At 36.9% G+C, this 12,285-nt stretch carries 20 protein-coding genes and 1 pseudogene; 20 read left to right on the forward strand and 1 reads right to left on the reverse strand.

Features of this window, described 5'->3' with window-relative positions; all coding sequences use genetic code 11:
* Nucleotides 1-38 precede the first annotated feature (38 nt).
* The 9 genes from FGK98_RS04785 (at nucleotide 39) to FGK98_RS04830 (ending at nucleotide 4,715) form a co-directional block, all read left to right on the forward strand.
* On the forward strand, nucleotides 39-644 hold the full coding sequence (locus FGK98_RS04785; RefSeq protein WP_241993342.1) for a DUF4176 domain-containing protein: 606 nt from the start codon (nucleotides 39-41) through the stop codon (nucleotides 642-644).
* Nucleotides 611-892 carry a hypothetical protein gene (locus tag FGK98_RS04790; RefSeq protein WP_138100278.1) on the forward strand — a complete coding sequence of 94 codons (282 nt, stop codon included), beginning with the start codon at nucleotides 611-613 and terminating at the stop codon, nucleotides 890-892. Before FGK98_RS04785 ends, FGK98_RS04790 begins: the two co-directional genes overlap by 34 nt.
* 33 nt (nucleotides 893-925) lie before the next feature.
* Nucleotides 926-1,192 carry a disulfide bond formation protein gene (locus FGK98_RS04795; RefSeq protein WP_138100279.1) on the forward strand — a complete coding sequence of 89 codons (267 nt, stop codon included), beginning with the start codon at nucleotides 926-928 and terminating at the stop codon, nucleotides 1,190-1,192.
* A 93-nt stretch (nucleotides 1,193-1,285) separates the two neighbouring features.
* Nucleotides 1,286-1,627 carry an immunity protein Imm33 domain-containing protein gene (locus tag FGK98_RS04805; RefSeq protein WP_000782943.1) on the forward strand — a complete coding sequence of 114 codons (342 nt, stop codon included), beginning with the start codon at nucleotides 1,286-1,288 and terminating at the stop codon, nucleotides 1,625-1,627.
* Between the two features lie 234 nt (nucleotides 1,628-1,861).
* A complete protein-coding gene (locus FGK98_RS09920) occupies nucleotides 1,862-3,004 on the forward strand; it encodes an HNH endonuclease (RefSeq protein WP_171011115.1) in 1,143 nt (380 codons plus the stop codon).
* Between the two features lie 19 nt (nucleotides 3,005-3,023).
* Complete coding sequence (locus tag FGK98_RS04815) at nucleotides 3,024-3,476, forward strand: YrhA family protein (protein ID WP_138100280.1); 453 nt, start codon at nucleotides 3,024-3,026, stop codon at nucleotides 3,474-3,476.
* 159 nt (nucleotides 3,477-3,635) lie between these two features.
* Nucleotides 3,636-4,064, forward strand: coding sequence for a hypothetical protein (locus FGK98_RS10110; protein WP_241993343.1), 429 nt, complete (start codon nucleotides 3,636-3,638; stop codon nucleotides 4,062-4,064).
* 3 nt (nucleotides 4,065-4,067) lie between these two features.
* A complete protein-coding gene (locus FGK98_RS10255; RefSeq protein WP_197733260.1) occupies nucleotides 4,068-4,217 on the forward strand; it encodes an HNH endonuclease in 150 nt (49 codons plus the stop codon).
* A gap of 15 nt (nucleotides 4,218-4,232) precedes the next feature.
* Nucleotides 4,233-4,715 (forward strand): DUF6985 domain-containing protein, encoded by a 483-nt coding sequence (locus FGK98_RS04830; protein WP_138100281.1) that lies wholly within the window; start codon nucleotides 4,233-4,235, stop codon nucleotides 4,713-4,715.
* Nucleotides 4,716-4,775: 60 nt separating this feature from the next.
* Here FGK98_RS04830 and FGK98_RS10115 read toward each other — a convergent pair.
* A pseudogene (locus FGK98_RS10115) lies at nucleotides 4,776-5,194 on the reverse strand (transposase family protein); the annotation flags it as partial.
* Between the two features lie 200 nt (nucleotides 5,195-5,394).
* Here FGK98_RS10115 and FGK98_RS04840 point away from each other — a divergent pair.
* The 11 genes from FGK98_RS04840 (at nucleotide 5,395) to FGK98_RS04890 (ending at nucleotide 12,113) form a co-directional block, all read left to right on the forward strand.
* Nucleotides 5,395-5,619 (forward strand): hypothetical protein, encoded by a 225-nt coding sequence (locus FGK98_RS04840; protein ID WP_197733256.1) that lies wholly within the window; start codon nucleotides 5,395-5,397, stop codon nucleotides 5,617-5,619.
* A 2-nt stretch (nucleotides 5,620-5,621) separates the two neighbouring features.
* Nucleotides 5,622-5,993, forward strand: a complete 372-nt coding sequence (locus tag FGK98_RS04845) for an immunity 22 family protein (RefSeq protein ID WP_138100282.1) — start codon at nucleotides 5,622-5,624, stop codon at nucleotides 5,991-5,993.
* 130 nt (nucleotides 5,994-6,123) lie between these two features.
* Nucleotides 6,124-6,711: a hypothetical protein gene (locus FGK98_RS10120; protein WP_241993344.1), complete on the forward strand. Its 588-nt coding sequence runs from the start codon at nucleotides 6,124-6,126 to the stop codon at nucleotides 6,709-6,711.
* A gap of 54 nt (nucleotides 6,712-6,765) precedes the next feature.
* Entirely contained in the window at nucleotides 6,766-6,954 is a 189-nt protein-coding gene (locus FGK98_RS04860; RefSeq protein WP_138100283.1) for a hypothetical protein, read from the forward strand.
* A 101-nt stretch (nucleotides 6,955-7,055) separates the two neighbouring features.
* Entirely contained in the window at nucleotides 7,056-7,814 is a 759-nt protein-coding gene (locus FGK98_RS04865; protein WP_197733257.1) for a hypothetical protein, read from the forward strand.
* Entirely contained in the window at nucleotides 7,796-8,197 is a 402-nt protein-coding gene (locus FGK98_RS10010) for a hypothetical protein (RefSeq protein ID WP_197733258.1), read from the forward strand. The genes FGK98_RS04865 and FGK98_RS10010 overlap by 19 nt, the downstream gene beginning before the upstream one ends.
* Nucleotides 8,198-8,364: 167 nt before the next feature.
* Nucleotides 8,365-9,171 (forward strand): alpha/beta fold hydrolase, encoded by an 807-nt coding sequence (locus tag FGK98_RS04870; protein ID WP_138100284.1) that lies wholly within the window; start codon nucleotides 8,365-8,367, stop codon nucleotides 9,169-9,171.
* Between the two features lie 11 nt (nucleotides 9,172-9,182).
* Nucleotides 9,183-10,037, forward strand: a complete 855-nt coding sequence (locus FGK98_RS04875) for an ADP-ribosylglycohydrolase family protein (RefSeq protein ID WP_138100285.1) — start codon at nucleotides 9,183-9,185, stop codon at nucleotides 10,035-10,037.
* 29 nt (nucleotides 10,038-10,066) lie between these two features.
* Nucleotides 10,067-10,456 (forward strand): DUF7668 domain-containing protein, encoded by a 390-nt coding sequence (locus FGK98_RS04880; protein WP_138100286.1) that lies wholly within the window; start codon nucleotides 10,067-10,069, stop codon nucleotides 10,454-10,456.
* A 220-nt stretch (nucleotides 10,457-10,676) separates the two neighbouring features.
* Nucleotides 10,677-11,558 carry a diacylglycerol/lipid kinase family protein gene (locus tag FGK98_RS04885; RefSeq protein WP_138100287.1) on the forward strand — a complete coding sequence of 294 codons (882 nt, stop codon included), beginning with the start codon at nucleotides 10,677-10,679 and terminating at the stop codon, nucleotides 11,556-11,558.
* A 63-nt stretch (nucleotides 11,559-11,621) separates the two neighbouring features.
* Nucleotides 11,622-12,113, forward strand: a complete 492-nt coding sequence (locus tag FGK98_RS04890; protein ID WP_138100288.1) for a phosphoribosylanthranilate isomerase — start codon at nucleotides 11,622-11,624, stop codon at nucleotides 12,111-12,113.
* Nucleotides 12,114-12,285 lie beyond the last annotated feature (172 nt).

A 12,285-nucleotide genomic window follows, 5' to 3' on the forward strand; every position in this document is an offset into this window, starting at 1 on the left:
TATAAATTCCTTGAATCAGCCAATGTGAGGTTTAAGTAATGGTTCAATACGATAAGAATAAGATTTTTACAAGTATTATTACTAGCCGTACGAGAGAGACATTCGAAGTAGATGATACCTTGATTCAACTTGGTCAACAATTAGGAATGCGTCCGCAGATATTGAAGGGACTCTATAAGGCTCTGAGGAAACTGGAGGATGTCTATGAGTATGTGCCCAGTTTTGGTGCAACTTTTACTTGTCATTTTGATTATGAAAAGCAGGAAGCTCAGATCCATTATAATCAACTAGATCAACTATCCTCCATCACGGATTTACAGGATTTCATGGGGATTGTGGACAGTGTCTACAGTCCTATTTATCCTTTAGGTTCTGTTGTTGAGCTAGATTTGGAGCTCTTACCAGAGGAACTCCAGAAAAGCTTAGCGGAGGGGCCAGGACCACTCGTTACGATTTCAGGTCGCAAGATGCCTCTTCAAGAGGGATTTGATGACTATGTGGTAGACTACTTGGCTCGCATCTGTCCCTTGGGTGAGATGCCTGGAATGGATGCTTTTTTCGTTAGTAACATGATGATTGAGCGACTTCGTTTTGAAGGTTACAGTGACGAATGGGGAAGTCAGTTCACAGAGGAGGTTTTGTAACTTTCAGCCCTGCGCAAAATAGAATTCAAGCGAAGATTGATACTGAATTACTTCCCGAATGGAAAAATACTCGAATGTATAAAGTAGAGATTCAAATTCCTAAAGGAGAAACACTGAGTATTGGAAAAGTTGCGCCACAGAAGATTTCTTCATCAGAGACTGTGCTGAAAGGTGGTGCTGACCCAATATTATTACCGCAAGACTGGCCATTAGAATGGATTTCGGATTTCAGAATAGTTCCTAAATGATGGATTATCAATATATTGAGGGAGAAATGAGATATGACAAGTAGTTTAAAGCGAATTGCTGAAAAAATTGTTTTTATTATTGAAGAAGAGTACCCCAAACAAAAAAGTGTTACAGGCTCAATTCAAAGTATTTATCAATTAGCAAGTGAAATTGTAGAAAGTGGAGAAGTAGCAAAAAACATAAATCTTAAAAGTCTAGTTAGAATGTTTGCAGATGAGACAACGCATTATCAAAGTGAGATCATTTACTTACTTCAAGATTTAGATAAGGAATTGAAAAAGAATGAACATAAAAGATAGTTTACAACATTTTTCATCGAGCGGGTAAATCTGCGTTAGACTACGCTAAAGAGTTATCTTGGAAAAATGATTTTTTAAATATTTTGGAGAAGTATGAAAATGAAAGTAAGTGATAATTATGGAGGATTTGTTCTATCAAGGAATGTAAAAAATGGATTACCTATTGCGTATACTTACAGAGAAAAATCTCGACTGTTACAATTAAATGGATGGACCATTTATTCTAGTTCCGATGATGAGGAATACGTAAATAATCCCCAAAATTTTGAAATTGTATCAGCAAAAACCATGTTTTCTATTGCACCCGTGATGGAAGAAATTTTTGAAGCGAAGTATGGGACGAATTTAGCGTGGCTATACGAGGAGGGGGTTCATGTTGGTTTCTATGATTTAAATGAGGAAAAAGAGGTAAAAATATCTGAAATTTTAGATTAGTTATATATAGTAGTATTATCCTGAAGGAGTCCAACTTAAGCCAAGGCAGAAGCGATTGAGGCTGCTAAACGCAAGGCAGAACAAGAAGGAGCTGAGCTAGAAGCTTCATATCGCCGTCATCACCCCATCCAAGCCTGACTGAAGGATCGCTCGAATGAGGTTGGTTCATGGTGGGTAGATGTCGTTGAGGGCACACGATATCTACCTATTCCACAGGACTTGAAAGATTCTCTCTTGTTTGCGGAAGGTTTTATTGGTGCAGCTAGAAGTATGGTTCCAGAGACTGCCATCGAAGCTGTAGATTTGACTCAGATCATTAGCATTGCCAGTATTTATGGCGTCAATCGCCTAACAGGAGATCAAACTCCAGAGTGGATGAAGCGGGACTTGAAAGGGACGGCAGATAACCTGTCTAGCCTTGCGGAGTTAGGAGTAGGAACTTACACTGCTCTGACGGGTCCAGGTGCGGCTCAGCGTGGCCAGTATCCCAATGCTAGCTATGTGGATAAGGCAGCTTATCGTGCTCAGCAGACCGGAAAAGCCCTCTGGGATAAGGTCACCCATATGGATGCCTATGATGCAGGAGGCTTGACCTTTGAGATTGCGAGTCTTTTTGTCGGCCCAGCAGCTGTAGGTAAGATGGCTAAGGGGACCAAGTTAGGAGCTAAGGCAGCTGAGATGATTCAGTTAGCCAAGAACAGTACCAAAGCAAGAATTCTCGCAAATGTCGAAAAATGGAGTTCAAAGGTTGACAGGATTCTTGCGAAGGGCGATGATGTCATCAAGCGTTTCACCAAAAATCTACTGAAGAAAGAGCTTCCTTTCTCAGTAGGAAGCGAAGTTTTAGCTGGTGTAGGTAGAGTAGGTCATCAGCCAACAGTCGGTGAGGCCATTCAGTATTTTAAGGATAAAGCTCGGGATGTTTATTCAAAACTTTCGAGCTCCAGAGGAGGATTTTCTTGGACTCTACGTGGAGAAAATGTTGAGATACCCAATATTTCCTTGAAAGAAATCGAGTATGCTAAAAGAGCTAGAGAAGAATATCAAAAATTAAGAAGAGAATTTGACTTAACTGTTCGAAAAGAATTTTTAAAGGATATTTCCAAAGATACTGATAAATTACGAGAGTTGGGATTCAGTGAGTCCGATATACAAAAATTAGCAGATGGTTTAGTTCCTAAAGGTTACCAAGTTCATCATCAGTTGCCATTAGATGATAGTGGAACAAATAGTTTTGAGAATCTTGTCTTAATAAAGAATGATCCTTATCATAAAGTGGTAACTAATTATCAACGGCATATTGTTAAAGGTATGGAAGTTGGAGACTCTAAATTAGTTGATTGGCCATTCTTTACAGATAATATTTATCCAAATTAGAATAGAGGAGATATAAAAAATGTGGATGAATTTTATTTCAAAAATTTCAGAAATTGAAGAAAAGTACGGAGATTCTGTTAATAGTGGAGTTCCAAATGCTGTTTTTTCAGCTCTTATGAAGAAACATAACGTTTGGCCGAATGATGAAGTAATGGAAGATTATAAAAGATTTCTTTCTCAAGTAAATGGAATTGATTTTAATGGTTTCATTTTGTATGGTGTTTCTCAAAAAACAAACCCAGATATTATAGATGAAGATGTCTATGATATATTTGAAATGAATATTATTTGGCATGAGGAATCTAGTAACAACAGCTATTTCTTTTTAGGTGAGAGTGGTATGAGTTGGTATGTCTATGATACTTTTGATAGAGTCTATAAGGAGTTAGATTTACCTTCAGGAGATCTAGTTAACAAGTATAGTACTCTAGACGACTTATTGGAATCTGTTTTAAAAACAGCATTGAACTAGCATTAGTAGTTAACTCTAGAAAAATGGGGTTCAAAGGTTGACAATGTCTTAGCGAAGAGCAATAATGTCATTAGGCAATTTGGAGAGAAATTATTAGACATCCGAATCCCGATTGGCATTCGTAAAGAGGGAGTTGCCTTTGCGGGAGGTATGGGAACCATGCCTGACTTCAGCGTTGAGAGTAAGACTCTGCGTGATGTGATGTGCTTCTCTAGCAAACATGCGGATGATGCAGTACGAGGAGTAGGTGGTTCTGGTAGGACGGAGAGAAATCTTGAAGCTGTATTGGAAAAAGCGAAAAAAGGAGAGCCTCTCAGAACTTACCAAGAAAGATTGAATCAGACTCCTGTAAATGAAGGTCATTGGACAGGTGAAAGAGGAGAGTCTACATTTGTTTCAAACAAAGATGAAGTTAGAAAAATTTTAGATGATGTAAATCTAGAAGGTATAGAGTATGAAAATGCTATACCAGATTTTTCACCTGTCTCTAAAGGTGAAGTGAAAATTACAGATATGGGTATTGACAGAAATGCTAACTTTAGACAAGCTGATGAGCTCCTTGGTAGAGAATTAGGGAAAACTCGTTGAGAAATTGTTAAGTTTAGAAAAGAAAATAAACTAACGCGGCACGAACTTAATGACATAACAAGTATGCAACTAGTTCCGAGTATCATAAATAGTAAATTTGGGCATTTAGGCGGTGTTTCAGAAGTTAAAAAGTTGTTGGAATTATTGCAGTAGAAAAAGAGGTGTGAAATGAAGATAGTACATCCTGTTTTTGGGGAATTGACATTTAATAATGGTTGGACTAAGAGTATTAAATTAAATATTTTTAAAAAGGAATTTTCTGTTGAAATAAATATTGATGCAGATGAAGATGCGGTGTTCGATGAAAATCAAATCAAAGCTTTTGAATTTTTTTTCAGTGATATTCAGAACTGTGTTACCCAAGCCGAGAATGGTATTGTTGGATATTATAATTCAATAATTGATGAGGTAATTGATAGACTGGATTCAGATTCTAATTTTGGTCAGAAGTTATTAAATGCTAAAGATAATCCGAGTGAAATCTTTAAATTTTTGACAGTAAAACAAATTATGATTCCGATGAATTTTGATGATAATACACGCGAAGCAGGCTTCATTTGTTATTGTGAATGGGATATTGAAAACGGTGTTGGAATAAAATATATTAATGAACAAATATCAGAAATAGGATTTCAAGACATTTTGCTATAATTGAAGTTATGTTCAGCGGACCTCACCCAGTAGTACGGAGCAGCTTTTTAGTGCTTTAATATGAACAGAAACATTCATTTCTTTAGCGATATGAGATTCAGAAACTGTTTCGCAAGCTTTGGCTTTAATTTCATTTTTTACATTTTTAGAAATAAAAGCATTAAGGTCAACGATACTAGTTGTATCAGCAGTAAAACTATGGGAACATTCACGGCAGAAGAAACGCTGTTTTCTTAATTTAAGAAAAGCAGGCAATCCAGAAACCGGATTAAGAGTAATTCTAGAAGTACGAGTACTGTTTTTAACGATAGAAAAATCACGCTTTACACAACCACAGTTAGGGCAAGCATCTGGGCAATAGGTATAGGTAGCGAAGATAAATAGGCTTTTTTCTTCTTAAAATACACTTCCTCCACATTATTTTCCCATTTTACATTTTTATCTTTGATTTGTAGCACAACTTCTTGTATATTAGTCATAGGGTTTTCATCTCCTCTTAAATAGTTTGGACGCTTTTAATATAAGGGATGAAGCCCTTAAAATAGGGTTGGTGGATCTTCTCCATCAACCCTATAAATTATAGAACCGAAAAATCGAAGATAGAATAAGAAGACCAGGCGGCTACCATGAATGGCATTTTGTTTCTCGGACTCCTCAATTTAAAAAATGGGGAGTTTCCATGGTTGATATCAAAGAAATGAGATGTTTAATTGAAGATGTGCAGTTTATAAATCCTCGTGGAGTACATGGAGGACGGGGCTCTACAAAAGCTCATAATGAGATATTAAAAATTATTGATTCGTCATATGATTATGAGGAATTTGTACACAGATTAAATGAATGGGCAAGTCGAAGAATAAAAAATGGAATTTTAGATTTACCAGAAGGATTGAGAAGGTATTAAAAATGAAACAAAAAGTATCGTTATGGCTTGGTAATTTTGCCAGTCAAGAAGAATTTCAAGAATACTTCAAAATTTCATATAAAGAGGATGGGGATAGCGTTTCATCAGAATTTGAGACAGACTTTCATTTGCCGTACTACGATAGAGATTTCGTAGAAAAAGATTGGGTTGATGTTTCTGAAAATAATATTGATGTTTTGCTTGAAGGTTTCTCATACGATGAAGAGATTATTATGCAGTTTCCTAAAATATCATCAACCTATAATACAATTGTTTTGATTTATGATTTTGATTATTCTAAAGAAGAATTAAAAGTAAGTAACAATGGTTCTGGGACATTAGGGTTTATTGGTATCGCAGAATACGATTACTAAGCGTAGCATATAAGGAATTCTGGCACATCATCACCCCATCCAAGCCTGGCTGAAGGATCGCTCGAATGAGATTGGTTCCTGGTGGTGCGATGTCGTTGAGGGCACACGAAATCTACCGCTTCCTCAAGGGATGAAAGATACACTCCTGTTTGCGGAAGGTTTTATTGGTGCAGCTGGAAGTATGGTTTCAGAGACTGCCATCGGAGCTGTAGATTTGACTCAGATCATTGGTATTGCCAGTATTGATGGCGTCAATCGCCTAACAGGCGGTCAAACTCCAGAGTGGATGAAGCGGGACTTGCAAGGAACGACAGATAACCTGTCTAGCCTTGCGGAGTTAGGAGTAGGAACTTACACTGCTCTGACGGATCCAGGAGCGGCTCAGCGTGGTCAGGATCCCAATGCCAGCTATGCGGATAAGGCGGCTTATCGTGCTCAGCAGACCGGAAAAGCCCTCTGGGATAAGGTCACCCATATGGATGCCTATGATGCGGGAGGCTTGACCTTTGAGATTGCGAGTCTTTTTGTTGGTCCAGCAGCTGTAGGTAAGATGGCTAAGGGTACCAAGCTAGGAGCCAAGGCAGCTGAGATGATCCAGTTAGCCAAGAACAGTACCAAGGCAAGAATTCTCGCAAATGTTGAAAAATGGGGTTCAAGGTATAAGAAAAAAGGTGAGTTAGGTTGCACCAACTCACACATTGATGAGGAGACATTGTAGAAAGCCTTCTTGATGGCTATGCATGAGCTATCAGTCCATAGGCAGGAATGTGAAATGAAGTGGCAAAAGTCGATTGAAATAGGAACTCCATTAGAAAGATATAAAGCATTGCTCTTACAAGAAGCACTTGGGGACAATAGCAATGAATTGAATCCAGAGTGGATGGTTGGGCTACTTGAGAAAATTGATGTTGGAGAGCAAGTAGTTGTCCGATTTGTGGATGGAACTGACGTGACATTTTGATAGAAGGCAATAAAAGGCGCAGGTAAGTTCTGTGCTTTTTTGGTATAATAAGAATTGTAAACTAATTTCTAAATTAATTTGTTTTAAATAGAGGTGTTACTTTGAATTCTGAGTTAAAAATAGTAGATGATTTTCTGAACAATTATATTCAGAAGAACAATAAACAGAAAAGTAATATATTTCTAAGGCTTAACGAAGTTGAGTATTATGAAGAAAATAAATCTGGAACGTTATGTCATTTTCCAGGTTGTGGTGATGTTGCGATAGATTCTCACACATATCCAAAATCATTTTTGAGAAAAATAGCAGGTGGAAACAAGGTCTTTGCAACTGATATAAAGCATATTGTGGGGAATAGTTATGATGTAGGAGTGTCAGATTTGGTAAAGGATACTCATATTAAGAAATCTGGAATTCAACCATTATTTTGCAAGAAACATGATGCTGACATATTTAAAGCAATCGAAGTAAAAAATATTAATACGAACCTTGAAACTTATCTATGTTTATTTCTGTATCGATCTTATATATACGATTATCAGTTGGAATCGGAAGTTCACAATCCGAGCGTAAATAGAAAAATCAACATTGATAGACCTTACTCTAAAAAAATATCAAAAGAAGACGAGATACGATATTTATTCGAGCAGGAACTCTCAACGAAGCTAATAAGCGAAAATGCGAACTTCCATAACTCTGATATCATAAAAAATAAATTTGATGCCATATTTCTTGGAAAGGAAACGCCAAATTATTCTGATTTTTGCAAGTATTTCGAATTGAAGTATTATGATTTAGGATTCCTTCCTAATTTTTTTGCTAGTGGAAGTATATTTTTTCCATGGATCCTCAAAGGTTAGAGAATCCACTTCAATCAATCTATGCCATTATTCCTGATAAATCATTACAAACTGCATATTTTTGTGTATTAACGCCTAATGAATCTGTAGATTCAATGAAAGTTGTTATCGAGAATCTCGAAAAACTGTACAATAAATACGATAAGAGAGAATTCAATAAACTCATCGAGTTTTTGTTGTTAGATGCCTCGCAAAATATTATTATGACTGAAACTCTATACAACAATCTAAAAATAAATGGTGCTTATCTCTTGCTTGTAAAAGCCTGTATTGCTTTGGTGATGGCTCGTTTACCTATTTGCCCATACCCCAGTGAATCATTAAGGCGTTACTCTTATAATTTACTAAAATCAATTGATTTAATAAGCAATGGCCATCAATAGTCCTTTTAGAAATCGTTTCGGAGTATATAATTAAAGTTCTAAAAGAAATGCGGCATTTCAGAGTATTGGTTTGTCCTATCAAGACACGTGGAGTGTGTAGCTTTGCTTGTACGAGCTGAATAAACAAGGATGTAACTAGTGAAAGTCCTAAAGTAAGGAGTTTAAACATGAAATTCCATGAATTTGGTGATAAGAATTTTCCTCCTATCTTACTGATACATGGTGGTGGCAGTTCTTGGTGGAATTATCTTCGTCAAGCACGAATCTTGTCAGAAGAATACCGTGTTATTCTGCCCACTTTGAATGGTCACGGCGAGGAATATCAACTTGATTATGTTTCTACTGAAGATTCTGCTTTGGAGATTCTAGACTATATCAAAGCAAACTGTGGTGGGAAATTGTATGCAATCGGTGGTGTTTCACTTGGTGGTCAAATTGCCATGGAGCTTTTGTCTTTAGACAGTGAAATTGCTGAGAAGGCCATCATAGACGGAAGCCTCTGTATTCCTCAACCAAGGTTAGCTAAAATCAGCATCTTTCTAGTGTCTCTATTTGGTAAACTGATGTTCAATAAATTCTTTTGCAAACTTCAGTTAAGCATGATGAACAAACTCTATCCTAAACTGGCTTATCCAGAGGAAATAAAAGCTTATTATTTGGAGGATCTGCCAAGGACGCCTGTCAAAACAATGGTGACCATTTACAAAAACTATATGGGGTGTTACAAGCTGAAAGATATGGTTTCTGCTAGCAAAGCTCAGGTTTTGTATATCTATGGTGAAAAAGAATTAAACTGTGTGAAAGCATCGGCGAAATTATTTCGGCAACTACATCCAAATACGATTTTGTATGAAGCAAAGGGTTATAATCACGGCTATTTATCAGCTTACCTGCCTCAAGAGTGGGTTGATTTGGTGCTACCATTTTTAAAGAGTGATTCATTTAAAATGTGTGATGAAACTGAAATGATGTAAGGAGGTATCATATGCTAGGAGCAATTATTGGAGATATTGTCGGTTCTGTTTACGAATGGAACAATATCAAAACAAAGGACTTTCCTTTATTTCGGAAGGACTGCTTTTTTACAGATGACACGGTTATGACCTGTGCTGTTGCAGAAGCGATTATGAATGGGGGACAAAAAGACGACTTCATTGACGCGATGAAGAAATATGGCAGACTGTATCCAAATGCTGATTACGGTGCTCGGTTTAATGAATGGCTAAACAGCGATAACCGTGAACCTTATAATAGCTTTGGGAATGGATCAGCTATGCGTGTTTCTCCATGTGCTTGGGTCATAGGCTGTGGTTTTTGTGCGAGAACTGGTATGTGGCCATCATCTAGAAGACTTGCGAGTCTTTCTGCAGAGGTAACTCATAATCATCCAGAAGGTGTCAAGGGGGCTATGGCTACAGCTGATGCTATCTTTCTGTGTCGTTTTTACTATGGGGGTTATTGTAGAGAATACGAGCAACCAATTAAGGACAATCCAACAGAGTGTAAAAGACGGATTAAGGATTATATAGAGAAGGAATACGGCTACAATCTATCTCAAACTTTAGATGAAATCCGCTCTAACTATCGTTTTAACGAAACATGTCAGGAAACTGTCCCTCAAGCCATTATCGCCTTTCTTGAAAGTAGAGACTTCGAAGATGCGATAAGAAATGCCATCTCACTTGGTGGCGATAGTGATACACTGGCCGCAATCACAGGAAGTATAGCTGAGGCAGCTTACGGAATTCCTGATTGGATAAAGGATAAGGCCTATTCTTACTTGGATGAATCCTTAAAGGATGTTATTAGGCGATGGGAGCTTTACATAGCAAGTAAATGATTATATAGCTGATTAGAAAGGAGGCGCTTATGGGATTATTTGATAAGTATAAAAAGGAAAAGGTTATAGAAGTTGTCTCAAATATTTTAAATGCCATTCACCTGAAAAAATATGAAGACATAAAAAATTATGTTGACGAATCAGAGATTGATGATTTAAATGAATTCTTTGGTTATGTTGAAAAGACATTGGAATTGAATGATTTTGACACGATTGATGAGTATGGTGTGGGGTGTAATTTTCATCCGCCCTATGAGTATTCTCAATTGGAAATTTATGATTATGATGACCAGACTGGGTTTGCTGTTGATTATGATTTGACTTCAAATTCTGAATTAGTAGATATGGTGTTGCAAGTAGAGTTTCTATATACCGATAATGGCTATACAGTAAGATTTCTTAATGTCGATTCTGATTAGGAGAAGTTTAACAAGTAATATCCTTAATCCTCTATTTATACAGACATTTGAGTTTTTCTTGAATGTCTTTTTTGAGCAAGAGTAAGGTTAAACCTTTTAAAACTATCAAGTTTCTTATCTAGTTAGTGGTCCGATTTTCAAGCATTTGGATGGTGTTTACATAACTCAAGTGATATAATTAGTTACTAATAATTTTGTAACTATTTAAGGAGTATTATCAATGAAAAAAGCAATGTTAATTATCAACCCTACTTCTGGTGGCGAGAAGGCTTTGGATTACAAAGAAAAGCTAGAGAATAAAGCCAAAGATTATTTTGAGCACGTGGAAACCAAAATTACTGAAAAAGCGTTAGATGCGACACATTTTGCTGAGGAGGCTTCACGTGAGAAGTACGATGCAGTGGTTGTGTTCGGTGGAGATGGGACAGTTAATGAAGTCATTTCTGGTATTGCTGAGAGAGACTACATTCCTAAGTTAGGGATTATCCCTGGCGGTACGGGTAACCTCATTACGAAACTTTTGGAAATCAATCAAGACATCGATGGCGCGATTGATGAACTCGATTTTAACTTAACCAACAAGATTGATATCGGTAAAGCGAATGATAACTATTTTGGTTATATCTTTAGTATCGGTTCTCTGCCTGAGGCGATTCACAATGTTGAAATCGAGGACAAGACAAAATTCGGTATTTTAGCCTATGCTGTAAATACCATGAAGTCTGTCATGACAGATCAGGTCTTTAACATTAAGGTTGAGACAGAAAATGGAAATTATGTCGGTGAAGCTAGTCATGTTTTGGTTCTCTTGACAAATTACTTCGCTGACAAAAAAATCTTTGAAGAAGACAAAGATGGCTATGCTAATATTTTGATTCTAAAAGATGCTTCTATATTCTCAAAATTATCCGTCATTCCTGATTTACTAAAAGGAGATGTTGTCGGCAATGATAATATTGAGTATATCAGAGCGCGTAATATTAAGATCTCTTCAGATAGTGAATTGGAGTCAGATGTTGACGGCGATAAATCGGATAACCTACCTGTAGAAATCAAAGTCCTAGCACAGAGAGTAGAAGTATTTTCAGAACCGAAAGAGTAGAAGATAAAAATTAGTTTATCTTTCGCTGCGAAATCGAGTTCTATTTTAACGATAGGAGGAGTAATGAATTCTCTATTTGATGAATTTCGAACAATTTGTTCTCATTTAAACCAAGTCGGAATCATACCAACTCTCATGGGGTCTTTGGGTTTTGAATACCGCTCAAATGAAGAATGGTGGCCGTCTGACATTGACATTCATGTTCCTGGTGACCCTAGAGGTTGGGAAGCACCTGATCATCTCCGAATTTATGACTGGGACAAGATAATGAAAGTGATGAACCGCTTAGGCTATACCTTGGTAGATATTCACGAGCATGAATTCCAAAAGGATGGTCTGAGTGTTGAGTTTGGAAGTATCGATTCTTTACCTGATTTTGCAGGGGTATCGGAATCGGATATTGAGCTGATTCATCTCGATGACATCACATTTCGTGTTCCAAACCTAGAACAGTATTTAAGTATTTACAAGGCTTCTTCCCAAGATTCCTATCGAAATAACCACAATAACAATAAGGATTTTAAAAAGATAGAGTGGCTGGAAAGACATTTGTAAATCATCAATCAGAAAGTAGTAGGTATTAAGACTTACTGCTTTTTATTTTGTAAAACAATCCACTCGAAACTACGGACAAGTCTTGAAAATAAAATTTTAAAGTAGTATACTAGAATCACGATTATGAAAACGTTTGCGTTTTAAATGAATCAAAGTAAATTAGGAGCCAGCA

This window comes from Streptococcus australis (assembly GCF_901543175.1).
Lineage (GTDB): Bacteria > Bacillota > Bacilli > Lactobacillales > Streptococcaceae > Streptococcus > Streptococcus australis_A.